A 23594-nucleotide genomic window follows, 5' to 3' on the forward strand; every position below is an offset into this window, starting at 1 on the left:
CGGGGCCTCCCGATCCGGAAGGCCCCGCCGATTGTTGCGGATGCCGCGCCGCCTAGAAGAACTTGTAGGTCATGTTGACGAAGTACGAGCGGCCACGTGGGTCGGCCACCCGCGGGTCCCAGCTGGTGCCGCTGACTTCGTCGGAATGGTGAACCGAGAACGGCGGATCGGTGTTGAGCAGGTTGCGGATGCCGGCGGTGATGGCCAGGTTCTTGATGCCGGTGTAGCCGCCGCTGAGGTTGTAGCGGGTGTAGCTGTCGACCTCGCCGCCAGGCTGGGTGACGCCGGTGCTCCAGACATAGGCCTTGTGACCGGTGACATGGCTTTGCGACAAGGTGCCCGACCAGTCGCCCTGGGTGTAGCTGAACGCCAGGTTGTGCTTCCAGCGCAGGCGCAGGTCCTGGCTGCTCCACTGGCCCACACGCTCAACCCAGGGCTGGTTGTCGAACAGGCGCTCCTTGTGGGTGTCCAGGTACGAGCCGGTGAGCGAGGTGGTCCACTTGCCGCCGGCCAGCGCGCCGCGCAGGGTCACGCCGATGTCGGTGCCGCCGGTGATGGTTCCGGCGGCGTTGATGCGACCGGCACGCAGGTAGTCGATCTTGCCGTCGGCACCGCGCACCACGTACTGGCTGAGCACCGCATAGTTGTTCAGCACGCCCTCGGGCGTGAGGAAGCCGATCACGTTGCTGCGCTTGACCCGCCAGGTGTCCAGGCTCAGGGTCATCCAGTCAACCGGCTCGGCCACGAAGCCGATCGACCATTGCTTCGACTCCTCGGGCTTCAGGTTGGGGTTGCCGCCGGTGAGGTACTCGAAGCGCACGCCGCACACGCCATCGCGTGCCGCGCCCACCAGCGCGCCGGTGCCGCTGCAGATGGCTGCGGGGTCGTCGCGGGCGCTGGTGATGGTGGGCAGCGTGCCGCTGGGGTCGGTGGCCGCGGTGTACAGCTGCCCGAAGGTCGGTGCACGGAAGCCGGTGCTGGCCGAGCCCCGCAGCATCAGGTTGGGCAAGGGCTGGAAGCGCAGCGACAGCTTCGGGTTGACGGTGCTGCCGAAGTCGGAGTAATCGTCGCCCCGCACGGCCAGGGTCAGGTCGAGGTTCTTGACCACCGGAATCAGCAACTCGCCGAACAAGGCCTTGATGTCGCGCTTGCGCGAGACGAAGTCGGCGTCGGGCAGCGCCGCGTAGAGCACGGCCTCGTTGTACTCGAGCTTGTAGCCTTCCTGGCGGAAGTCGGCCCCCAGCGCAAACATCATCGCGCCGGCGGGCAGCTTGAACAGCTCGCCCGAGACCGTGGCATCCAGGCCATAGAGATGGGTGCTGCCGCGCAGGCGCTCCAGGCCATCGGCCCGCGCCGCGTCCAGCTGCGCCATGCCCGCCGCGGTCTGGCTCTGGCCGGGCTGCAGCCAGGGGTTGATCAGGCCCGAATCGAGTGCGGCGTCGAGCTTGTCGTCGAAGAAGTAGCCGCGGGTCAGCACCGCGCGGCTGGTGGCCCGGCCGGCCATCACGCCCATCTTGTAGTCGTAGCCGGCCACAACACCTTCGAGGCCGGCCACCACGCGCAGGTTGGTGGAGGTGGTGTCCACGATGCGCGGGCCGCATTCCAGGCAGCGCCAGCGCATGGCGATCGGCTTGGTGGCGTCGAAGCTCATGCCGGTCTGCGCCGTGAGGTTCGGGTACAGGGCCAGCAGGTTCTGGTAGTACGGGCCGTTCACCGGATACGAGTAGCGGTCGCTGGCCGTGGCCGAGGTGATCTGCACCGACTCGTATTCCTTGCGGGCCTGGGTGCGCGAGCCGATCAGCTCGACAAAGGCCGTGTGCTCGGGCGCGAGCTGGAAGTTGGCGCGCGACACCAGGTTGAGCACGTCCAGCGGCTGCTGCAGCATGGCGCGGCCGGCATAGTCGTACGAGCAGCCGTAGCGCCGGGTGGTGACACCGGTGACGTTGTCGGCGTAGGCGTACATGTCGGGCACGCTGTCGCAGTTGCCGTTCAGCGCCAGCAGGTTGGCCGAGTTGAAGCGGATCGGCGCGGTGCTGCCGGGGCGCTGCAGCGCGGCCCAGGCCTGGTAGGTCTGGGTGGCGTAGGGCGTGCCCACGGTCTCTTGCGCCACGCCCAGCGCCGGCATGTGGCCGTTGCTGGCGAAATCGCGCTGGCGCGAGTTCAGCGACTCGTTGCGCGAGCCCGACAGCGTGACCATCACGTTGAACCGGTCCTTGTCCAGCGAGCCCAGGCCCCAGACACCCGAGAACTTGTGGATGGCGCCGCCGCCCTCCTCGGTGAGGTCGGTGCCGGCACTGATCTCCAGGCCGCTGTAATCGCGGCGCAGGATGAAGTTCATGACGCCGCCGATGGCATCGGTGCCGTAGATGGCCGAGGCGCCGTCCTGCAGGATCTCGATGCGGTCCAGCGCGGCCAGCGGGATCGAGCCCAGGTCGACCGTGGCGCCCTTCAGGCCATGGCTGGACTGGCGCCGGCCGTTGAGCAGGATCAGCGTGTTCTGCGGCCCCAGGCCGCGCAGGTTGGCCGACGAGTTGCCGAGGTTGTTGTTGCCATCGGGGTTGGCGTTGGAGCCCTGCGAGGCATTGCCACCCAGGGACGCCAGGTTGTCGGTGCCATTGCCGGCCACGCTCAGCGTGCTCACCAGTTGCTCGACCGTGCTGACGCCCAGCTTCTCGATGTCGGCGCGCCGGATCACCTGCACCGGCAGCGCCCCTTCGCTCTGGATGCGCTTGATGCTCGAGCCGGTGATCTCCACCCGCTGCGGCGAGTCGCCGGTCTGCGCCAGCGCGGGCATCGCCACGCCCAGCAAGGTGATCCCACGAACGATGGTCTTCAACTGCATGGTCCCTCCGGAGGTCGATCTCGTCCGCCCGGATGGGGACGGCCGCTGTGGGCGGCCGTGCCGGCCGGGGCCGGCCGACACGTTGCCGCAACATTTGTTGCGATTGACTTTACTTCAGGGGGTCTGGCGGCCGTGCCGTTCGGGCCGTAGCGGTTGCCAATCAGCCCATAACTTCAGGGCATGCGTCAACACGGGGCATGGCGCCGTGCCCAGGCAGCCGCGTGCCGGCGCACCAGGCCTGGGCGCTACAGTGCATGCGGCGGCGTTGCGCCGCCCCGACACAAACCGCAGCGGCGCAAACTGCAACGGCGCCCACCGCAGCGGCGCCTACCGCCCCTGCACCACCGCCCGCCGGACCGCACCGCTTGACTGCCCTGCCCTCGCCGCCCCCCTCGCCCTGGCGCTGGATCCCCACGCTGTACTTCGGCCAGGGCCTGCCCTATGTGGTGGTGATGACGCTGGCGGTGGTGATGTACAAGAACCTGGGCGTCTCCAACACCGAGATCGCGCTGCTCACCGGCTGGCTGTACCTGCCGTGGGTGATCAAGCCGCTGTGGAGCCCGCTGGTCGAGCTGCTGGGCACGCCGCGGCGCTGGGTGCTGGCGATGCAGTGGCTGATCGGCGCGGCGCTGGGTGGTGTGGCCCTGGTGCTGCCGGGGCCCGAGCCGGTGCGCGCCACGCTGGCCGTGCTGTGGCTGCTGGCCTTCGCCTCGGCCACGCACGACATCGCCGCCGACGGCTTCTACCTGCAGGCGCTGCGGCCACGCCAGCGCGCGGCCTTCGTGGGCGTGCGCAGCACCTGCTACCGGCTGGCCATGATCGCCGGCCAGGGCGGGCTGATCGCGCTGGCCGGCTGGTGGCAGCAGCAGCAGCCCGGGCTGGGCGCGGCCGGTGCCTGGGTGCGGGTGTTCGGGCTGCTGGGCGCGCTGTTCGTGCTGCTGGCGCTGCTGCACACGCTGAGCCTGCCGCGGCCCGTGGCTGGCGCACCCGCGCCGGCTGGCGCCTCGGTGCCAGCGCCAACCCGGCGCCGCGCCGGCGAGTTGCGGCGCGACTTTGTGGCCGTGTTCGCGGCCTTCCTGCGCCGGCCCGACATCGGGCGCGTGCTGGCCTTCCTGCTGCTGTACCGCTTTGCCGAGGCGCAGCTGCTGAAGCTGGTGGCGCCGTTTGCGCTGGATGCCGCCAGCGCCGGCGGCCTGGGCCTGAGCAACCAGCAGCTGGGCCTGGCCTACGGCACGCTGGGCGTGGCCGCGCTCACCGCGGGCGGGCTGCTGGGCGGCTGGGTGATCTCGCGCCGCGGGCTCGACCGCCTGCTGTGGCCCATGGTGGTGTGCATGCACCTGCCCAACCTGCTGTTCGTGGCGCTGGCGCTGTGGCAGCCCACGCAGCTGGGCTGGATCAGCGCGGCGCTGATGGCCGAGCAGTTCGGCTACGGCTTCGGCTTTGCCGCCTACATGGTGTTCATGATGATGGTGGCCGAGGGCCCGCACCAGACCGCGCACTACGCCATCTGCACCGGCTTCATGGCGCTGGGCATGATGCTGCCCGGCATGGCCGCCGGCTGGCTGCAAAGCCAGCTCGGCTACACCGGCTTCTTTGTCTGGGTGTGCGTGGCCACGATCCCGTCCTTTGTGGCGGTGGCCGCGGTGCGCATCCGCCCGGGCTATGGCCGCGAGGCGGAAACCGAGCTTTGAACGGCGCGGCGGCCGGCAACCCAGCGGTGGTCGCCGCGCAACCGGCTCTGCCGGGCCGCTGGCGGCGCCCCCTGGGGGGAGGCGCCGCAGGCGCTTACGGGGCGGAGCCTATGTCGCCAGGTCGAACACCAGCACCTCGGCGCCGCGGCCCTGGCCCAGCGTGAGCAGCGGCTCGTCAACCAGGCCCAGGCCGTCGCCGGCCTTCAGCGCCTGGCCGTTGGCCATGATCTCGCCGCGCGCCACGTGCACCCAGGTGCGGCGGCCTGACGGCAAGGCCAGCTCGGCGGCCTCGTCGCCATCGAACAGGCCGGCGCGGATGGCCGCATCGGCATGGATCGTCACCGCGCCGTCGCGGCCGTCGGGCGCCGCCACCAGGGCCAGGCGGCCGCGCTTGTCGGCCTCGCTGAAGGCCTTCTGCTCATAGCCCGGCGCGATGCCGGAGCGATCGGGGTGGATCCAGATCTGCAGAAAGTGCGTGGCGTGGTCGCGGGCGTGGTTGAACTCGCTGTGCATCACGCCGCTGCCGGCGCTCATGCGCTGCACCTCGCCGGGCACGATGGCCGCGCCATTGCCCAGCGAGTCCTTGTGCGCCAGCGCGCCCTCGAGCACGTAGCTCACGATCTCCATGTCGCGGTGGCCGTGGGTGCCAAATCCGGTGCCCGGCGCGATGCGGTCGTCGTTGATGACCCGCAGGTTGCCGAAGCCCATGTGGGCGGGGTCGTGGTACTCGCCAAACGAGAAGCTGTGCCAGCTCTTGAGCCAGCCGTGGTCGGCGTGGCCACGGTCTTCGGCGCGTCGCAGTGTGATCATTCAGACAGTCTCCAGCGTGGCCGCCATCGTGCCTCCCCCGCATCCCGGTGTGGTGGTGCGGGGCTTGAAGCATCCATTCAAATAAGATGAAAGACTGACGCTTGCATGACATGCCCCATACCCGCCGCCAGGCCCTGACCCCCGACGCGCTGCTGATGATGGACACCATCGCGCGCTGCGGCAGTTTTGCCGCCGCCGCCCGCGAGCTGGGCCGTGTGCCCTCGGCGCTGACCTACAGCGTGCGCCAGCTCGAAGAAGCGCTCGATGTGCTGCTGTTCGACCGCCGCTCGCGCCAGGCCCAGCTCACCGCCGCCGGACAGGAGCTGCTCAGCGAGGGTCGGCGCCTGCTGGCCGAGATGGACGCGGTGGCCAACCGCGTGCGCCGCGTGGCCACCGGCTGGGAGAGCGAGCTGACCATCGTGGCCGATGGCGTGGTGTCGCGGCTGGTGATGTTCGAGCTGATCGAAGGCTTCTACGCCCAGCGCACCGACGACGGCAAGCCGCCCGGCACGCGGCTGAAGATCCGCCGCGAGATCATGACCGGCACCTGGGAGGCGCTGGTCACCGGCCAGGCCGACTTGTCGATCGGCGTCACGCTCAGCGCCACGCCGCAGGCCGGCATCGAGCTGCAGCCGCTGGGCGAGGTCGATTTCGTGTTCTGCGTGGCGCCGCACCACCCGCTGGCCGCCGGCGACGCGCCGCTCACCGACGAGCAGATCTTCCAGCACCGTGCGGTGGCGGTGGCCGATTCGGCGCAGCGACTGTCGCCGGCCACGGTGAACCTGCTGCCGGGCCAGGACGTGCTCACCGTGCCCACGCTGGCGGCCAAGGTCGAGGCCCTGCTGCGCTGCCTGGGCTGCGGCTTCGTGCCCGAGCCGCAGGTGCGCGATCACTTGCGCGCCGGCCGCCTGGTGACGCGGGCCGTGGCGCGCCAGCGTGTGCCGGCGCGGTTTGGCTATGCCTGGCGGCGCAATGCCGGCCGTGGCCAGGCCCTGGCCTGGTGGCTGAGCCAGCTCGACAGCCCGACCACGCGGCTGGCGCTGTTCGACCGCCACTGCAGCCTGCTCGAGCCGCTGGAGTAAGCCGCCGGCCATGAGCGCATCCAGCAGTACCCGCCGGCCGGGCTATGTGGGCCGCTTCGCGCCCTCGCCCACCGGGCCGCTGCATGCCGGCTCGCTGGTGGCCGCATTGGCCAGCTGGCTGGATGCGCGCGCCCATGGCGGCAAGTGGCTGGTGCGCATCGAGGACGTGGACACGCCGCGCTGCGTGAGCGGCGCCGACGAGCTGATCCTGCGCCAGCTGGCGCGCTGCGGGCTGTTTCCTGACGAGCCGCCGGTGTGGCAGTCGCGCCGCGGCACGCTGTACGAGGCCGCGCTGAAGCGACTGCACACGCTGGGCCTGGTCTACCCCTGCGCCTGCACCCGGCGCGAGGTCGAAGAGGCCCTGGTGGCGCTGGGCGTGCTGCACGGCCGCTTCGAGGAGCGGGTGTATCCCGGCACCTGCCGCGCCGGCCTGCATGGCCGGCCGGCGCGCGCCACGCGCCTGCTCACCGTGTGCGGCGGCATCGAGGCGGTGGTGAGCTGGAACGACCGCCGCAGCGGCCCGCACCGCCAGAACGTGGCCCGCGAGGTGGGCGACTTCGTGCTGCACCGCGCCGACGGCCTGTGGGCCTACCAGCTGGCGGTGGTGGTGGACGACGGCGCGCAGGGCATCACCGATGTGGTGCGCGGCGCCGACCTGGCCGACAACACCGCCCGCCAGGTCCATCTGCAGCGCCTGCTGGTGCTGCCCGAGCCGCGCTACCTGCATGTGCCGCTGGTGCTGGGCGACGACGGCCACAAGCTCAGCAAGCAGAACGGCGCCCGCCCGCTGGAGACACGCGAGCCACTGGGCGCGCTGCGCGCCGCCGGCCACGCCCTGGGCCTGCCCGAGCTGCACGCCAGCACCGTGCCCGACTGGCTGCAGGCCGCCACGCTGGCCTGGGCGCAGGCCTGGCTTTGAACTTGTAGGACACCCGGCCCCGCGGGTACGCGGGTCCACCCGCCGGGCGGGTGGAGGGCCTGCTTGGGGCGGCCCGGCGCTGGCCCGCGGGATGGTGCACCCGGCACCGCTGGCCGTTGCCGCCCGCCTGTCGATGGCATGATGCCGGCCCGCGGGGCGTGCCCCGCGACGCATTCAACCCGCTCCAGGATGATCACCCGATGACCACCACCGCCTCCGGACTCCAGTACGAAGACACCACGCCGGGCACCGGCGCCACCGCGCAGGCCGGCCAGTCGGTCACCGTGCACTACACCGGCTGGCTGCACGACCCCACGGCGCCCAATGGCCGTGGCACCAAGTTCGACAGCAGCAAGGACCGCGGCGATCCCTTCGAGTTCGAGCTGGGCGCCGGCATGGTGATTCGCGGCTGGGACGAGGGCGTGCAGGGCATGCAGACCGGCGGCACCCGCGTGCTGGTGATCCCGCCCGAGCTGGGCTATGGCGCCCGCGGCGCCGGCGGCGTGATCCCGCCCAATGCCACCCTGGTGTTCGAGGTGGAGCTGCTGCCCGAACCCGAGCGCAAGCCGCTCGAGATCACCGACGTGGTGGTGGGCAGCGGCGCCACCGCCGCCGCCGGCCAGCGCGTCACCGTGCACTACACCGGCTGGCTGCACGAGCCCGGCGCCGCCGATGGCCGTGGCCGCAAGTTCGACAGCAGCAAGGACCGCGGCGATCCGTTCCGCTTCCAGCTGGGCGCCGGCATGGTGATCCGCGGCTGGGACGACGGCGTGCAGGGCATGCAGGTGGGCGGCACCCGCGTGCTGGTGATCCCGCCCGAGCTGGGCTATGGCCCGCGCGGCGCCGGCGGCGTGATCCCGCCCAACGCCACGCTGGTGTTCGAGGTGGAGCTGCTGGGCGTCTGAGTGGCGCCGGCCGCCCTGGCCGCCCCGGTCACACCACGCGCGACACCGTGCGGCGGCGGCCGGTGGCCGCTGCGGCCCCGGCCAGGCTGGCCAGGCACAGCAGCAGCGCGCCCGGCTCGGGCACGGCCTGGATCTCCAGGCTGAAACGCTCACCGGCCGCGGCGCCGGCCGGGGCCAGCAGCCAGGCGCTGGTGCCGGCCTGGGCAAAGGGTGCGCCCAGGTCGAGGCCCAGGGTTTCGGGCAGCGACAGCCGGATCGACTGCTGCGTGGCATCGCCGTCCAGCGTGTCGAGCTGCCCGAACGCGGGCGTGACCGAGCCGACCAGCGCAAATTCGGCCTGCCCCAGCAGCACCCGCAGCTGCGACAGCGCGGTGCCGGGCACCAGGCCGATCACCGCATCCAGGCGCAGCCACTGGCCCACATCGGCGGCCTCGAGCTCAAAGCTGTAGTGCGCGCGGCCGCCTTCGGCCAGTTGCAGATCGAGGGCCAGCTGCTGGCCGCTGAGCGTGGCGCCGGCGCTGCTGCCCACGCTGGCGCTGGCCGATTGCAGCAGCACGGCCTGCGCCGGCTGCAGGCCCAGTGCGGCCAGACCGGCCACGCAGACCAATTGCGCCACCAGGCGCTTGAACGGGGCCACCGCGGTTGGCGGCTTCGGGGTGTGGGGGGTCATCATGGTCTCCAGGGCGGGGTGGCTCAGGCGGGCTGCAGGGTCTTGCGGTAGACCGACGCGCCGCCCAGGTCCTTGAAGTCGACCGTGAAGCTGCGGCTGCTGGCGTCGATGTTCACCTCGCCAAAAAACTGCAGGCCGGCCAGCGGCGACAGGTTCACCTGCCCGGTGGGCGGCGCCTTGAAGAAGTCGACGCGCGGGCCGAAGGTCAGATCCAGCGTGTTGGGGCCGAAGCTGCCGGCGTTCAACGGGCCCGAGACAAACTCCCAGAAGCCGTTGAAGTCGCTGAACTGCGCCTGGTTGGGGTCGTAGTAGTGCGCGGCGCAGTAGTGCACGTCGGCGGTCAGCCAGACCACGTTCTTCACCGCCATCTGCTTGATGGCGCGCAGCAGGCCGGCGATCTCGAGCTCGCGGCCCTTGGCCGTGCCGTTGTCGCCGTTGGCGATGGCTTCCCAGCGCAGGGTGCCGGCGGCATCGCGGCCGTCGCCCACGTTCAGGCCGATGGGCATGTCGGCGGCAATCACCTTCCAGGTGGCGCGGCTGCGGCGCAGGCCCTGCTTGAGCCACTCCAGCTGCGCGGCACCCAGAAACTCGGTGGCGGCGCCGGCCGTGGCCTGCAGGTTGGCGCTGTTGGCCGCGCGGTAGCTGCGCATGTCGATCACGAACACGTCGAGCAGCGGGCCGTAGGCAATGTGGCGGTAGACGCGCTCGGGCTCCTCGGTGGTGAAGGGCCGCATCGGCGCGTACTCCTGGAAGGCGCGCGCACCGCGGGCAATCAGCAGCGGCACGTTCTTCTCGGTGTAGCGGGCGTCGGCCTCCAGGCTCTTGGCGTCGCTCCAGTTGTTGGTGACCTCGTGGTCGTCCCACTGCCAGATCTGCGGCACCTCGGCGTTGAAGCGGCGCACGTTCTCGTCGAGCAGGTTGTAGCGGTAGCGGCCGCGAAACTCGTTGAGCGTCTCGGCCACCTTGCTGACCTCGGGCGTGACGATGTTGGTCCAGGTGCCCAGTGGGGTGCTCACGCTCTCGGTGATCGGGCCATCGGCATAGATCGTGTCGCCGCTGTGCAAGAAGAAGTCGGGCTGCACCAGGCGCATCTGCTCATAGATCTTCATGCCGCCGAAGCTGGTGTTGATGCCCCAGCCCTGGCCGGCGGTGTCGCCGCCCCACACGAAGCGCACGCTGCGCTTGAGCGCCGGGGTGCGAAAGCTGCCCAGCACCGGCTCGCTGCTGGCGCGGCGGTTGTCCAGGCCGGTGAACCAGGCGCGCACGAACACCTGGCGGTCGGCCGGCAGGTCGATCAGGTCGACACGCGCGGTGTAGTCGCTCAGCTCCAGCGCATGCGGGCCGTTCACGCGCTGGGCCTTGCTGAAGGCCTCGTCGAAGGCGTATTCCACATGCAGGCGGGCCGGGCGGTCGGCGCGGCTCCACAGCATGATGCGGCCCAGCGCCATGTCGCCCAGCTGGATGCCTTGCGCCATCAGCGGGCGATCGGCGTCCGACGCGGCCAGCGCCGGCGCGCAGCGCAGTGTCGGCAGCGTGGCGGCACCGGCCAGCGTGAGGCCCGACTTGAGCAGTCGGCGGCGGTCAATGGGCGAGGTCATGGGCAGCTCCGTGCTTGGGGTATGCCGCCCAGCTTAGGTGTTGGCCATGTTCGGGCTGTGTCAGTGCCGGCCCGGTGGCCTGCCGCGTTCGGCTCACCGGGCGGGTCAGGCGCGTGACGCCGCGCAGGCGGCGCCACCCGCGCCAGCCACGCGCCGCGCAGCCCGGCTACACTGGCGCCCTGGTCGGCAGTTCACCCAGGCGTTGCCGCGCGAGACCCCTCGCGTGCTGAACCTGCCCCTCGCAAGCCGAGGCCCCCGAGCCAAGCCATCCCGCCGTTTTCTGCGCGGGCAATGCGGCTGGAAGACGGCAACCCCCAGCACCCCGGTGCAGCCCTGCGGCTGCGCCCCGTGGTCCAGCATTGCCTGCGTGGAGAAGCGTGCCATGAGCCGAATTCCCCTGCCCTTGCGGGTGCCCGATGCGTCGCAGTTCGCGCGTGCCCTGGGCAAATCCCTGCACAGCCGCCATGCCGAGGGCGCGCCACCACCGGGCCACCAGGAGCTGCTGAACCTGCTGGCCCGCGCCGCCGGCCACCGCAACCTGCAGGCGCTGCGCGCCGCCATGCCCACACCGGCGGCCACGCCTGCCGCCGCCGCACAGGCCCTGCCGATCGATCCGGCCAGTCTGCCGCGCCCGGCCCGGGCCCCCGACGAGACACCCACCGCGCTGCCGCTGAGCGCCAACGCGCGCAAGGCGCTGGGCCAGTTCGACCCGCGTGGCCGCCTGGTGCGCTGGCCCATCAAGTACAGCGTGCAGACGCTGGCGATGTGGGTGCTGTGGACCCTGTTCGAAGCCCGACGCACCTACACCGAGCGCGAGGTCAACGCCATCCTGCGTGCGGCCAATGCTTTCGATGACCATGCCACGCTGCGCCGCGAGCTGGTCAACCACCGGCTGCTGGCGCGCGAGAGCGACTGCAGCGCCTACTGGAAGCTGCCGGCCCAGCCCGACGACGAGGCCCGCGCGCTGCTGCAGGCCTGGCGGCTGCGCCAGCGCACGCTCAGCGGCGTGCGCACCGAGCGGGCCGACAGCCCGCGGCGGCGCCTGGCCGGGCCGGCGCCTGCGGCAACGCCTTCGTCGGCGCCTTCGTCAGTGCCCGCGTCAGACTGACAGGAAGTGCTGCCGGTAGTGCAGCAGCTCGTCGATCGACTCGTGGATGTCGGCCAGCGCGGTGTGCTTCTGGGCCTTCTTGAAGCCCTCCAGCACGCCGGGCTTCCAGCGCCGCGCCAGCTCCTTGAGCGTGCTGACATCCAGGTTGCGGTAATGAAAGAAGTCTTCCAGCGCCGGCATGTCCTTGGCGAGAAAACGCCGGTCCTGGCAGATCGAGTTGCCACACATCGGGCTCTTGCCCTTGGGCACATAGGTCTTCAGCCAGGCGATCACCTGGGCCTGGGCCGCGGCCTCGTCCACGGTGCTGGCCTTCACGCGGTCGATCAGGCCGCTCTTGCCGTGCGTGCCCTTGTTCCAGTTGTCCATGCCGTCGAGCACCGCGTCGCTCTGGTGGATGGCGATCACCGGGCCTTCCATGCGCACGGTGAGCTGCGGGTCGGTGACCACCACCGCGATCTCGATGATGCGGTCGGTGAACGGCGACAGCCCGGTCATCTCGAGGTCGATCCAGATCAGGTTCTGGTCACTCGAGGCCAGGGGCGTGCCGGCGGCAGGGGCGTTGTCGGTTGAGCTCATGCGCAGATTGTCGCAGCCCTACACTTGCAGGCCCGAAGCGTCGCCCCGATCGGATGCCCTGACGCCCGCTGCCCGGCCGTCGCGCGCCCGTCGCCCATCCCCATGCTGCTCACCCTGCTGTTCACCACCGCGCTGGTGCTTTCGCTGGCCGTCCGGCTGTGGCTGGCCACCCGTCAGATGCGCCATGTGGCGCAGCACCGGGCCCAGGTGCCGGCGGCCTTTGCCGACACGGTGAGCCTGGCCGCCCACCAGCGTGCGGCCGACTACACGCTGGCCAAGGGCCGGCTGGGGCTGTTGTGGGCAGCCTTCGGCAGCGCCGTGCTGCTGGGCTGGACCCTGCTGGGCGGCCTGGATGCGCTGAACCTGGCGGTGCTCGAGGCGGTGCAGCCGCGCTTTGGCAACCTGGCCTACCAGCTGGCGCTGCTGGCCGCCTTCACGCTGATCGGCGCCGTGCTCGACCTGCCTTTCGAGCTGTACGCCACCTTCCGGCTCGAGCAGCGTTTCGGCTTCAACCGCACCACCCTCAAGCTGTGGCTGGCCGATGCGGTGAAGGGCCTGCTGGTGGGCGCGGTGATCGGCCTGCCGCTGGCGGCGCTGATTCTGTGGATCATGGGCGCCACCGGTGGCCTGTGGTGGCTGTGGGCCTGGGCCGCCTGGATGGCCTTCAACCTGGCGGTGATGGTGGTCTACCCGACGCTGATCGCGCCGCTGTTCAACAAGTTCGAGCCGCTGGCCGACGACGCGCTGAAAACCCGCGTGCAGGCCCTGATGGCGCGCTGCGGCTTTGCCGCCAAGGGCCTGTTCGTGATGGACGGCAGCCGGCGCTCGGCGCATGGCAATGCCTATTTCACCGGCCTGGGCGCCGCCAAGCGCGTGGTGTTCTACGACACCCTGCTGGCCAAGCTGAGCCCGCTGGAGGTCGAGGCGGTGCTGGCGCACGAGCTGGGGCACTTCAAGCTGCGTCACATCCTGCAGCGCATGGTGATGATGTTTGCGCTGAGCCTGGGCGCGCTGGCGCTGCTGGGCTGGCTGTCGAACTGGACCGGCTTCTACACCGGCCTGGGCGTGCAGCCCAACCTGGCGGCGCCCAACGATGCGCTGGCGCTGCTGCTGTTCATGCTGGCGGTGCCGGTGTTCGGCTTTTTCGCGGCCCCGCTCAGCGCCATGCTGTCGCGCCGCCACGAGTTCGAGGCCGACGCGTATGCGCGCAGCCACAGCGACGGCCAGGCGCTGGCCAGCGCGCTGGTCAAGCTGCACCAGGACAACGCCGCCACGCTGACACCCGACCCGCTGTACGTGCGCTTCTACTACTCGCACCCGCCGGCCGGTGAGCGGCTGGCGGCGCTGGCGGCCTGATGTGCGCCACGCCTTGCCCGGGAGCCCCGCGATGAACCCATCCCTGGTGCAGCAACGCTGCCGCCCTGTCAGCGGCGCGCCGCTGGCCGATGCCGACGCCGCCGCGCTGCTGGCCCAGGTGCCGGGCTGGCAACGGGTGCGCACGCCGGCCGGGCAGTCGGCCATCGAGCGGCACTACGCCTTTGCCGACTTCCACCGCAGCATGGGCTTTGCCAATGCCGTGGCCTACCTGTGCAACCGCGAGGACCACCACCCCGACCTGGCGCTCAGCTACGGCGGCTGCACGGTGCGCTTCAACACCCACTCGGTGGGCGGCCTGTCGGTCAACGATTTCATCTGCGCGGCGCTGGTCGACGCACTGTTGCCGGCATGACGGCCGCGGCCGGCCAGGGCAATGGCCTGGTGGTGGCGGCGCATGGCCGCCACTGCATCGTGGAGGCCGACGACGGCACACGCACGCTGTGCCATCCACGCGGCAAGAAGAGCGATCTGGTGGTGGGCGACCGGGTGCAGTGGGCGCCGGCCGGCGACGAGGGCGTGATCGAGCGCCTGATCGGGCGCCGCAACCTGCTCTACCGGCAGGACGAGTGGAAGACCAAGTCCTTTGCCGCCAACCTCGACCAGCTGCTGGTGCTGGTGGCGGTGCAGCCGATGTGGTCGGAAAGCCAGCTGACACGCGCGCTGATCGCCGCCACGCAGGTGCACATCCCGGCCACCATCGTGCTCAACAAGACCGACCTCGAGGGCGCCGACGCGGCCCGTGCGCGCCTGCAGCCCTACCGCACGATGGGCGTGACGGTGCTTGAATGCGCGCTGAAGACCCGCACCGACGAGGCGCGCGCCCTGCTTGCGCCGCTGCTGGCCGACAACGCCACGCTGGTGCTGGGCCCCAGCGGCATGGGCAAGAGCACGCTGATCAATGCCATGGTGCCGCAGGCCGCGGCCCAGGTGGGCGAGATCTCGCTGGCGCTCAACGCCGGCCGCCACACCACCACCAGCACCACCTGGTACTGGCTGGACGGCGCGCGACACAGCGCGCTGCTCGATTCACCGGGCTTCCAGCAGTTCGGCCTGCACCAGGTGGGCCCGGCCGAGCTGCCCACGCTGATGCCCGACATCGCGGCCCACGCCGCCGACTGCCGCTTCTACAACTGCAGCCACCTGCACGAGCCCGGCTGCGGCGTGCGCGCCGCGGTGGACAGCGGCGCGATCAGCCCCTCGCGCTACCGCATCTACGGCGAGCTGCACGCAGAGTTGTCGTCGAGCCGGTATTGACCGCACCCGGCTGCCGGGTACGGCAGCCACCCGGCGCCCGGCCCGCGCCCTGCGATGCCCATCAGCCGACCAGGTTCGCGAGCTTCAGCAAGGCCAGCAGCAGCATCCACAGCACCACCGAGCGCCACACCAGGCCCACCACGCTGCGCAGGTGGCCCAGCTGCGGCGGATCGCCCGGCGTGCTGCCCTCGGCGCCGGCATCGTCCACCGCGCCGGCATCGAAGGTGCGCGAGCGCTCGGGGCTCACGCCCGGCGCGGCATGGCCACCCAGCTGCACGCCCACCGCACCGGCGGCGGCGGCCAGGATCACGCCCTCGTTGGGGTGGCGCCACAGCGCGGCATCGCGGCGCCAGGCATTGATCGCGTCCTCGAAGTTGCCGACCACGGCAAAGCCGAAGGCGGTCATGCGCGCCGGCAGGTGGTCGATCAGCGCAAACATCTGCTGCGACACCTGCATCAGCCGCGCATTGGCCGGCACGCCCAGGGTCTTGCTGGGATAGCTCCAGTAGCGGCTGGCGAACTCGGCCATGCGGTAGACCACCGCGCCCAGCGGCCCCAGGCCCAGCGTGGACAGCAGCACGAACCAGAAGAAGACGCCGAACACATGGCGGTGGGCGGCCAGCAGCGCATGCTCGAGCACATGGCGCAGCAGCTCGGTGCGCGGCAGCTCGCTGGCGTCCAGGTGGCGCCACTCGGCCAGCAGACGGCGGGCGTCGATCTCGTCGCCGCGCTCCAGCGCGTCGCGGATGTCGGTGTAGTAGTGGCTGAACTGGCGAAAGCCCAGCGTGAGGTAGAGCACCGCCACATCGAAGGCCAGCGCCAGCAGCACGCTCCAGTGGTTGAGCGCCAGGTACACCGCCGACATCGCCAGCCCGGGCACCAGCACCGACACGCACCACACCACCCAGGCATGGTGCGGCTTGCCGGCATCGAGGTTGCGGCCGGTCCAACCCACCCAGCCCATCAGCAGATGGTGCACCCAGTTGTCACGTGGCAGCGGCTTGAGCTGCTCGACCACCAACGCAAACAGAACCGCAAAGAAGCTCATCGCCGCGCATCATACCCAGCGGTGCCGGGCCTTCAGGGCCGGAACAAGCGTCGCGGCCACCGCTTGACCGCCGGCATGGCGGGCCAGGCTTCAGCGCGCGCCGGCCAGAAAGCCATACAGGTTGCGCAACATCGCGGCCGTGGCGCCCCAGATGAAGTACGGCGCCTGGCCGCCCGGCCGCGTCCAGGGCATCGACAGGAACTGCCGCGCGTGGCCGTCCCACTCGAAGCGGTGGCGGTGGTGGTTGGCCGGCGCCATCAGAAAAGCCAGCGGCACCTCGAAGGCCTCGGCCACCTCGTTGGCGTCGAGCGCCAGATCGAAATCGGGCTGCACCAAACCCACCACTGGCGTGACCACGTAGCTGGTCACGGTGCGGTAGACCGGCAGCGTGCCGATGACCTCGATGTGCCGGCGCGCCAGCCCCACCTCTTCTTCGGTTTCGCGCAGTGCGGTGGCCACGGCATCGGCATCGTGCGGCTCGGCGCGGCCGCCCGGAAAACTCACCTGGCCGGCATGGTCGCGCAGGTGCGGGGTGCGCTGGGTCAGCAGCACCTGCAGGCCGTGCGCGCGCATCACCAGCGGCACCAGCACCGCAGCCGGCGTGGCCGCGCGCCCGGGCGCAAAACGGCCGCCGTCGCCGGGGATCTCGGGCTCGAATGCGGGCGGTGCGGCAAACAGCGCGCGCAGGGCCGGTGCGGTGAGCGCGGCGGGGGCCACCGGCGGCAGGTGGTCGTCGATGCCGATCACCGGGATGGCCTGGGGATCGGTGATGCGCGGAACGGGCTGGGCCATATGCCGCGCATTGTGGCGCGCCAGAAATGAAACAAGCCGCCCGGAGGCGGCTTGTTTCTTGGGCGGAACCAGCTTTTGCAGCATGCCGGCTGCGCCGACATGCTGCGTTCGCTGTGGTTCGTGCTGTGCACGAACCGTGCGCGTTCCGCGCCGCCTGACCAAAGGTCAGGACAGCTTTTCCTTGATGCGCGCCGACTTGCCCGAGCGCTGGCGCAGGTAGTACAGCTTGGCGCGGCGCACATCGCCGCGGCGCTTGACTTCGATCGAGGCGATCAGCGGGCTGTACAGCTGGAACGTGCGCTCCACGCCTTCGCCGCTGGAGATCTTGCGCACGATGAAGCTGCTGTTCAGGCCGCGGTTGCGCTTGGCGATCACCACGCCTTCGTAGGCCTGCACGCGCTTGCGCGTGCCTTCCACCACGTTGACGCTGACGATGACGGTGTCACCAGGGGCGAACGACGGAATCGTCTTGCCCAGACGGGTGATTTCTTCCTGCTCGAGGGTGCGGATCAGGTCCACGGTTTTCTCCAGATGCGATCGTGCCGGCGGGTTTGAGGGGTGATCGCAAAGTGCGACCGTGTGGTGCGGATCAACGTCGACCGAAATCGCTGTTGCCTGCGCCTTGCCCGGCAGAGGATCGAAAAGCCGATGATTATAGCCCAGGCGCGTCGCCTGTGGCTCTGCGTCAAGCAGCCGGCTCGCGCAGGCTGCGCAGCCACTGCTCGTCGGCCGACGTTAGGCGGCCGGCGGCGCGGGCCGCGGCGATCAGGTCGGGGCGGCGGCGGGCGGTGATGGCCAGCTGCTGCTCGCGCCGCCAGCGGGCGATCTGCGCATGGTGGCCGCTCAGCAGCACCGGCGGCACCGGCTGCGGCGGGCCGCCATCGGGCGCCGACAGCAGCTCGGGCCGGCTGTAGTGCGGGCAGTCGAGCAGAAAGTCGGCCGAGAAGCTGTCCTGCTCGTGCGACTCGGGCGTCAGCACGCCGGGCTGCAGCCGCGCCACCGCATCCAGCAACGCCAGCGCCGGCAGCTCGCCGCCGGACAGCACGAAGTCACCCAGGCTCAGCTCGCGCGTGACATGGCGGTCGAGCAGGCGTTGGTCGATGCCCTCGTAGCGCCCGCACAGCAGGATGGCGCCCGGGCCGCTGGCGATGTCGCGCACCAGCGCCTGGGTGATGCGCTCGCCGGTGGGCGTGAAGTGCAGCACCTGCGGCGCAGCCTCGTCGGGCTGCTGCGCGCGGCGCTGGGCCTTGGCGGCGGCCAGTGCGCGCTCCAGCGGCTCGGCCAGCATCACCATGCCCGGGCCGCCACCAAAAGGGCGGTCGTCCACCCGGCGGTAGGTGCCCTCGGCATGGTCGCGCAGCGGCCACAGGCGCACATCGACCTGCGCCGACTCGAAGGCGCGGCGGGTGATGCCCACGGCCAGGTGCGGCGCAAACAGCTCGGGAAACAGCGTGACGATGTCGAAGCGCATCGGGGTGGCGAGAACCGCAATCGGGCCAGGTGACGCTCACCAGGCGTGAAGAAACCGTCGCGCGCGGGCTCAGGGTGGTCCGAGCAACGCAGCCGTACACCGGTACGGCGAGTCGCGCAGGGCCGCCATGTGCACGCGCAGCAGGTTCATTCGCGCATGGTCAGAAGTCGAGGCCCCAGTCGACGGTGATGCGGCGCTCCGCCAGGCTCACATCGTCGATGAAGGCCCCCACGAAGGGGATCAGGCGCTCGGCCTCGGCCGGCGGCGTGGCCTCGGTGGCCTCGGGGCGACGGATGCGCAGCACGCTGTGCGCGCCGGTGTCCAGCAGATCGACCACGGTGCCCAGCGCCGCGCCGTCGCGGTTGACGACGGCCAGGCCGATCAGGTCGATCCAGTAGTACTCGCCGTCGCCGGCAGTGGGAAAGCTCGAGCGCGCGATGAAGATGCGCGCGCCCCTCATGGCCTCGGCCGCACTGCGGTCGCCCAGCTCCTGGGCGGCGGCCACCACGCCATCGCCATGCTCCTTGCTGTGCGTGATGCGCAGCAGCGGCGGCATGGCGGGCGCGCCCTGGGGCAGCGCCGGCCGCGGGCCGTCGGCCTCGGGCGGGCGCACGAACCAGCGGCGCGATGAAAACAGGGCCTTGGGATCGCGCGAGAAGGGCTGGACGCGAATCCAGCCCTTGACGCCCCAGGCGCCGAGCACGCGACCGACTTCGATCGCGTCTTCGGGAAAGGCCGGTTCGTCGGCCCCAGCAAAGGGCTGGGCGGCGCTCATCGGCCTGCTGTCGCCTGGATCAGGCGGCAACGGCGGCAGCCGGGGCCGCCACGGCCTTGGCGGCCTGCTTGACCAGGCGCTCGACGGTGGGCGACATCTGCGCGCCCACGCCTTGCCAGTAGCTCAGGCGGTCCATCGCAACGCGCAGCGGCTGCTCGGCACCGGCGGCCATCGGGTTGTAGAAACCCAGGCGCTCGATGAAGCGGCCGTCGCGACGCTCGCGCGAGTCGGACACGACGATGTTGTAGAAGGGGCGCTTCTTGGCGCCGCCACGTGCCAGTCGAATGACGACCATGATGTTCTTCCGGAAAATCGTTGGCGACAGACCAGCCAGGGAGACACGCAAGGCCGAACCATCAAGGTTGCCCGCGCCTGCCAACCCCTCTTGACCTGCGAGGTGCGGCGTGCGCGAGGCACGGTGTCGGCGTCGTAGATACGCCGGATGCGGTCTGCGCCATGGCACAAACCTCACCCAGCCGCCGCCGAGAACCGCGCATTATAAACTGAGCCGGCGCTGCATTCACAAGTGCCTTCACGGGCACTTTGACAGGCCTTGCCGGCATCGCGCACCGCCCTCCTTGCTGCCACCCCTGCTGAGGCCCCTGCCACCACCCCGCGGCCACCACCCCGCGGCGGCCACCCCGCAGCCACCACCCCGCGGCCACTACCCCGCGGCCATCCCCCGCCCCAACCGCGCGCCGACCGCGCCGCCCCCACCACCGTGACCGACGCCGCCCCCCTCCTGCACCTGCGCCCCAGCATCGCCGACGACCTGCCCGCCATCACCGCGATCTACGGCCACGCCGTGCTGCACGGCACCGGCACCTTCGAGCTCGAACCGCCCGACCAGGACGAGATGGCGCGCCGTCGCGACGACGTGCTGGCCAAGGGCCTGCCCTGGCTGGTGGCCGAGCGCGGCGGCGAGGTGCTGGGCTATGCCTATGCCAACCACTTCCGCCCGCGCAAGGCCTACCGCTTCTGCCTGGAGGATTCGATCTACCTGGCGCCCCAGGCGCGAGGCCAGGGCCTGGGCCGGCTGCTGCTGGCCGAACTGGTGGGACGCTGCGAGGCGGCCGGCGCGCGCCAGATGCTGGCGGTGATCGGGGACTCGGCCAACGCCGGCTCGATCGGCGTGCATGCCGCGCTGGGCTTCACGCACACCGGCGTGCTCAAGTCCTCGGGCTGGAAGTTCGGCCGCTGGCTCGATGTGGTGTTGATGCAGCGCAGCCTGGGCACGGGCGACAGCACGCCCGGCGAGGCCTGAGCGCCGGCCACAGCGCGGCCAGGCGCCACAATGCCGTGACGATGTCCACCGCTGCCGCCCTGCCCCTGCCCGCCCCCAAGTCCAAGACCCTGGCCACCTGGCTGGCACTGCTGGCCGGCAGTTTCGGCCTGCACCGCTTCTACCTGCATGGCCTGCGCGACCTGGCCGGCTGGCTGATGCCCTGGCCCACGCTGGCCGGCCTGGCCGGCCTGGTGCGCATGCGCAACCTGGGCCAGGACGACCACGCCGCCTGGCTGCTGCTGCCGCTGCTGGGCCTGATGCTGAGCCAGGCCATGCTGACCGCCATCGTCTACGGACTGACGCCCGACGAAAAATGGGCGGTGCGCCACGGCGCCGGCGGCCCGGTGCGCCACACCACCTGGGGCCCGGTGCTGGGCGCCATCGCCGCGCTGCTGCTGGGCGGCGCGGCGCTGATGGGCACGCTGGCCTTCGGCGGCCAGAAGTTCTTCGAGTACCAGTTGCTGCAGCAGCAGGCGCAGCAGGCACAGGCAGCGCAGCCGGCCCTGCCGGCCACCCCGCCCACGCCGCCCGCCCAGCCGGCCTCGCGCTGAGCCCGGCCCGCGCCGCGGCGGCCGGCGCAACACGTTGGGAGACCTCACGATGCAGATCCAGTTTCTTGGCGCGGCCGACACGGTCACCGGCTCGCGGCACCTGGTGACGATGGGCGGGCAGCGCATCTTGCTCGACTGCGGCATGTTCCAGGGCTTCAAGCTGTTTCGCGAGCGCAACTGGCAGCCGCTGCCGGTGGCGCCCGGCGACATCGACGCGGTGGTGCTGAGCCATGCCCACCTCGACCACTGCGGCTGGCTGCCGCGCCTGGTGGCCAGCGGCTGGCGCGGCACGGTGTACGCCAGCGCCGCCACGCGCGACCTGGCCGAGGTGCTGCTGCTCGACGCCGCGCATCTGCAGGAGGAAGACGCGCGCCGCGCCAACCGCTACGGCTACAGCCGGCATGCCACGGCGCTGCCGCTCTACACCCGTGCCGACGCCCGCCGGGCCATCGCCAAGATCTCGCCGCAGCGCACCGACCGGCCGTTTCGCATCGGCGATGTGCAGGTGGGCCTGGTGCCCGGTGGCCATCTGCTGGGCGCCTGCGCCATCACGCTGAGCCATGGCGGCCGCACGCTGGCCTTCAGCGGTGACCTCGGCCGCCAGCATGACCTGCTGATGCCGCCACCGCAGCCGCTGGCCGGGCTGTCGTCGGGTGCCGATGTGCTGCTGGTCGAGAGCACCTACGGCAACCGCCGCCACCCGCCCGAGGATGCCCCGGCGCTGCTGGCGCGCATCATCCGCGACACCGTGGCGCGTGGCGGCTCGGTGCTGCTGCCGGCCTTTGCGGTGGGCCGGGCGCAGGCCCTGCTGCTGGTGCTGCAGCGGCTGAAGGCGGCGGGCGAGATCGCGTCGCGGCTGCCGATCGTGCTCGACAGCCCGATGGCCGCGCAGGCCACCACGCTGTACGGCCAGCACCGCCGGCTGCTGCGCGTGCCGGCGCGCGAGATGGCCACGCTGACCGACGGCGTCACCATCGTCAGCACGCCGGCGCAAAGCCAGCGCGTCTGTGCCTCGCGCTACCCGTCGGTGATCATCTCGGCCAGCGGCATGGCCACCGGTGGCCGGGTGCTGCACCACCTGAAGTCGCTGGCGCCCGACCCGCGCAACCACATCGTGTTTGCCGGCTTCCAGGTGGGCGGCAGCCGCGGCGCGCTGCTGCTGGGCGGCGCCCGCGAGGTCAAGATCCACGGCGAGTACGTGCCGGTGCATGCCACGGTCAGCGGGCTGGAGGGCTTCTCGGGCCACGCCGATGCCGACGAGCTGCTGGCCTGGCTGGGCCAGCTGCCCGCCGCGCCGGCACAGACCTTCGTGGTGCACGGCGAACCGGCCGCCGCCGACGCGCTGCGCCAGCGCATCCAGACCGAGCTGGACTGGCGCGTGCGCGTGCCGCAGCACGGCGAGACGGTGAGCCTGTAACGGCATGGCGGTGCCCGGCCCGCCCGCCAGCGGCAGCCTGCCGTCGCTGCTGCTGGGCCTGAGCGTGGCGCTGGGCGCCGGCCTGCTGATCGGCCTGGAGCGCGAGCGCCGCAAGGGCCGCGGCCCGCAGCGCGCGGCGGCCGGCATCCGCAGCTTCACGCTGGTGGCGCTGGCCGGCGCGCTGGCCCAGGGCCTGGCCCAGCCGGCGCTGGTGGCGGTGGGTGCGCTGGCGGTGCTGCTGCTGGCCGCGCTGGCCTACCTGCACTCGCTGCGCCCGGCCGCCAAGGGCCCGCCGCCCGATCCCGGCATGACCACCGAGCTGGCCCTGCTGGTGACCTACCTGATCGGCGTGCTGGCCATGGCCCGCCCGGCGGTGGCGGCCGGCGCGGCCGCGGTGGTGGCCGTGCTGCTGGCGGCGCGCGGCAGCCTGCACCGCTTTGCGACCCGCGTGCTCAGCGAGGACGAGCTGCACGACGGCCTGCTGCTGGCCGCCGTGGCCCTGGTGCTGGTGCCGCTGGTGCCGCAGCAGCCGCTGGCCTGGCTGGGCGGCCTGGCGCCGCACCAGATCGCCGCGCTGGTGCTGTTGATCCTGCTGCTGCAGGCCGCCGGCCATGTGGCGCTGCGCCTGCTGGGGGCCGCGGCCGGGCTGGCGGTGTCGGGCCTGTTCTCGGGCTTCGTGTCCAGCACCGCCACGGTGGCGGCCATGGGCAGCCGGCTGCGCGCCCATCCGGCACAGGCCGCGGCCTGCACGGCCGGGGCCATGTTCTCCACCGCCGCCACCTGGCTGCAGGCGATGCTGATGCTGGCCGCGGTGGCACCGTCACTGGCCTGGCGCGCGCTGCCGGCGCTGGCCGCCGGCGCCTTGCTGGCGCTGGCCTGGGGCGCGGCCCAGGCGCTGCTGGGGCGGCGCCCGGCCGAAGCCGCCGCTGCGGCGCCCGCCGGCATGGCCGGATTGACCGCCGGGACCGCTGGCACCGCCCGGGCCGCCGCGCCCGATACCGGTGCCGGCCGCGCGCCACCGGGCCGCGCGTTGCGGGTGCGCGAGGCCCTGATCGTGGCCGCACTGCTCAGCGGCGTGGCGCTGGCGGTGTCGCTGGCGCAGCGCGTCTTCGGCCAGGCGGGTGCACTGGCCGGGGCCGCGCTGGCCGGCTTTGGCGACGCGCACTCGGGCGTGGCGGCACTGGCCGCGGTGGCGCAGCAAGGCCAGGTCAGCGACGCACAGGCCTTGCGCGGCGTGCTGCTGACCCTGGCCACCAACAGCCTGACCCGCAGCGTGGTGGCGGCCTTCAGCGGCGGCCGGGCCTTTGCGCTGCGCATGGCCGGCTGCCTGTTCAGTGCCTTGGCGGTGGCGGCCAGCCTGGCCTGGGCCAGCGGCGCGCTCGGCGCCTGATCGGCGCCCACGGCGCGGGCCGCGGAGGCGGCC

The 23594-nt window shown here is 71.7% G+C and carries 23 protein-coding genes and 1 pseudogene; 13 read left to right on the plus strand and 11 right to left on the minus strand.

What is annotated here, in order from left to right:
- Positions 1-52: 52 nt before the first annotated feature.
- Positions 53-2842: a TonB-dependent receptor domain-containing protein gene (locus N4G63_RS16455; protein ID WP_314599940.1), complete on the minus strand. Its 2790-nt coding sequence runs from the start codon at positions 2840-2842 to the stop codon at positions 53-55.
- Between the two features lie 365 nt (positions 2843-3207).
- Between N4G63_RS16455 and N4G63_RS16460 the strand changes: the two genes are divergently transcribed.
- Positions 3208-4533: an MFS transporter gene (locus tag N4G63_RS16460; protein ID WP_260786525.1), complete on the plus strand. Its 1326-nt coding sequence runs from the start codon at positions 3208-3210 to the stop codon at positions 4531-4533.
- Between the two features lie 108 nt (positions 4534-4641).
- Here N4G63_RS16460 and N4G63_RS16465 read toward each other — a convergent pair whose 3' ends face one another.
- Positions 4642-5343, minus strand: a complete 702-nt coding sequence (locus N4G63_RS16465) for a pirin family protein (protein ID WP_260786526.1) — start codon at positions 5341-5343, stop codon at positions 4642-4644.
- Positions 5344-5453: 110 nt separating this feature from the next.
- Here N4G63_RS16465 and N4G63_RS16470 point away from each other — a divergent pair, with 110 nt between their 5' ends.
- The 4 genes and pseudogenes from N4G63_RS16470 to N4G63_RS16485 all read left to right on the plus strand — a co-directional run bounded on the left by N4G63_RS16470 (position 5454) and on the right by N4G63_RS16485 (position 8249).
- A complete protein-coding gene (locus N4G63_RS16470) occupies positions 5454-6425 on the plus strand; it encodes a LysR substrate-binding domain-containing protein (RefSeq protein ID WP_260786527.1) in 972 nt (323 codons plus the stop codon).
- A 10-nt stretch (positions 6426-6435) separates the two neighbouring features.
- On the plus strand, positions 6436-7344 hold the full coding sequence (gluQRS, locus tag N4G63_RS16475; protein ID WP_260786528.1) for a tRNA glutamyl-Q(34) synthetase GluQRS: 909 nt from the start codon (positions 6436-6438) through the stop codon (positions 7342-7344).
- A gap of 200 nt (positions 7345-7544) precedes the next feature.
- Positions 7545-7892: pseudogene (locus N4G63_RS16480) on the plus strand (FKBP-type peptidyl-prolyl cis-trans isomerase); the annotation flags it as partial.
- Positions 7887-8249: an FKBP-type peptidyl-prolyl cis-trans isomerase gene (locus tag N4G63_RS16485; RefSeq protein WP_260786735.1), complete on the plus strand. Its 363-nt coding sequence runs from the start codon at positions 7887-7889 to the stop codon at positions 8247-8249. The pseudogene N4G63_RS16480 and the gene N4G63_RS16485, both read left to right, overlap by 6 nt.
- Positions 8250-8277: 28 nt before the next feature.
- Here the strand turns inward: N4G63_RS16485 and N4G63_RS16490 are convergent, their stop codons facing one another.
- Complete coding sequence (locus N4G63_RS16490; protein ID WP_260786529.1) at positions 8278-8919, minus strand: hypothetical protein; 642 nt, start codon at positions 8917-8919, stop codon at positions 8278-8280.
- A gap of 23 nt (positions 8920-8942) precedes the next feature.
- On the minus strand, positions 8943-10517 hold the full coding sequence (locus tag N4G63_RS16495; protein WP_260786530.1) for an alkaline phosphatase D family protein: 1575 nt from the start codon (positions 10515-10517) through the stop codon (positions 8943-8945).
- A 382-nt stretch (positions 10518-10899) separates the two neighbouring features.
- Between N4G63_RS16495 and N4G63_RS16500 the strand changes: the two genes are divergently transcribed.
- The gene (locus N4G63_RS16500; RefSeq protein ID WP_314599941.1) at positions 10900-11625 is read left to right on the plus strand and encodes a DUF2087 domain-containing protein; all 726 of its coding nucleotides are present in this window, start codon (positions 10900-10902) and stop codon (positions 11623-11625) included.
- On the opposite strand, the gene orn is transcribed toward N4G63_RS16500, so the two are convergent.
- On the minus strand, positions 11617-12201 hold the full coding sequence (orn, locus tag N4G63_RS16505; protein ID WP_260786532.1) for an oligoribonuclease: 585 nt from the start codon (positions 12199-12201) through the stop codon (positions 11617-11619). The two genes, N4G63_RS16500 and orn, sit on opposite strands and share 9 nt — an antisense overlap.
- 102 nt (positions 12202-12303) lie before the next feature.
- Here orn and N4G63_RS16510 point away from each other — a divergent pair, with 102 nt between their 5' ends.
- The 3 genes from N4G63_RS16510 to rsgA are packed head-to-tail and all read left to right on the plus strand — an operon-like array spanning position 12304 to position 14832.
- Positions 12304-13557, plus strand: a complete 1254-nt coding sequence (locus N4G63_RS16510) for a M48 family metallopeptidase (protein WP_260786533.1) — start codon at positions 12304-12306, stop codon at positions 13555-13557.
- Positions 13558-13588: 31 nt separating this feature from the next.
- Positions 13589-13930 carry a 4a-hydroxytetrahydrobiopterin dehydratase gene (locus N4G63_RS16515; protein WP_260786534.1) on the plus strand — a complete coding sequence of 114 codons (342 nt, stop codon included), beginning with the start codon at positions 13589-13591 and terminating at the stop codon, positions 13928-13930.
- Complete coding sequence (gene rsgA, locus N4G63_RS16520; protein ID WP_260786535.1) at positions 13927-14832, plus strand: ribosome small subunit-dependent GTPase A; 906 nt, start codon at positions 13927-13929, stop codon at positions 14830-14832. Before N4G63_RS16515 ends, rsgA begins: the two co-directional genes overlap by 4 nt.
- Positions 14833-14893: 61 nt before the next feature.
- On the opposite strand, the gene N4G63_RS16525 is transcribed toward rsgA, so the two are convergent.
- The 6 genes from N4G63_RS16525 to rpsP all read right to left on the minus strand — a co-directional run bounded on the left by N4G63_RS16525 (position 14894) and on the right by rpsP (position 19213).
- Complete coding sequence (locus N4G63_RS16525) at positions 14894-15880, minus strand: CobD/CbiB family protein (protein ID WP_260786536.1); 987 nt, start codon at positions 15878-15880, stop codon at positions 14894-14896.
- A 90-nt stretch (positions 15881-15970) separates the two neighbouring features.
- Positions 15971-16672, minus strand: coding sequence for a CoA pyrophosphatase (locus tag N4G63_RS16530; protein ID WP_314599942.1), 702 nt, complete (start codon positions 16670-16672; stop codon positions 15971-15973).
- Positions 16673-16837: 165 nt separating this feature from the next.
- Entirely contained in the window at positions 16838-17191 is a 354-nt protein-coding gene (gene rplS, locus N4G63_RS16535) for a 50S ribosomal protein L19 (RefSeq protein ID WP_260786537.1), read from the minus strand.
- A gap of 166 nt (positions 17192-17357) precedes the next feature.
- Entirely contained in the window at positions 17358-18143 is a 786-nt protein-coding gene (trmD, locus tag N4G63_RS16540) for a tRNA (guanosine(37)-N1)-methyltransferase TrmD (protein ID WP_260786538.1), read from the minus strand.
- 160 nt (positions 18144-18303) lie between these two features.
- Positions 18304-18918 carry a ribosome maturation factor RimM gene (rimM, locus tag N4G63_RS16545; RefSeq protein WP_314599943.1) on the minus strand — a complete coding sequence of 205 codons (615 nt, stop codon included), beginning with the start codon at positions 18916-18918 and terminating at the stop codon, positions 18304-18306.
- Positions 18919-18937: 19 nt separating this feature from the next.
- Entirely contained in the window at positions 18938-19213 is a 276-nt protein-coding gene (rpsP, locus tag N4G63_RS16550; protein WP_260786539.1) for a 30S ribosomal protein S16, read from the minus strand.
- Positions 19214-19639: 426 nt separating this feature from the next.
- Between rpsP and N4G63_RS16555 the strand changes: the two genes are divergently transcribed.
- The 4 genes from N4G63_RS16555 to N4G63_RS16570 are packed head-to-tail and all read left to right on the plus strand — an operon-like array spanning position 19640 to position 23561.
- A complete protein-coding gene (locus tag N4G63_RS16555; protein ID WP_260786540.1) occupies positions 19640-20182 on the plus strand; it encodes a GNAT family N-acetyltransferase in 543 nt (180 codons plus the stop codon).
- Between the two features lie 41 nt (positions 20183-20223).
- Positions 20224-20754: an NINE protein gene (locus tag N4G63_RS16560; protein ID WP_260786541.1), complete on the plus strand. Its 531-nt coding sequence runs from the start codon at positions 20224-20226 to the stop codon at positions 20752-20754.
- Positions 20755-20803: 49 nt separating this feature from the next.
- Positions 20804-22171, plus strand: coding sequence for an MBL fold metallo-hydrolase RNA specificity domain-containing protein (locus tag N4G63_RS16565; RefSeq protein ID WP_260786542.1), 1368 nt, complete (start codon positions 20804-20806; stop codon positions 22169-22171).
- Between the two features lie 4 nt (positions 22172-22175).
- On the plus strand, positions 22176-23561 hold the full coding sequence (locus tag N4G63_RS16570; RefSeq protein ID WP_260786543.1) for a DUF4010 domain-containing protein: 1386 nt from the start codon (positions 22176-22178) through the stop codon (positions 23559-23561).
- Positions 23562-23594 lie beyond the last annotated feature (33 nt).

This window comes from Aquabacterium sp. OR-4, from assembly GCF_025290835.2.
Taxonomy (GTDB): domain Bacteria; phylum Pseudomonadota; class Gammaproteobacteria; order Burkholderiales; family Burkholderiaceae_C; genus Pseudaquabacterium.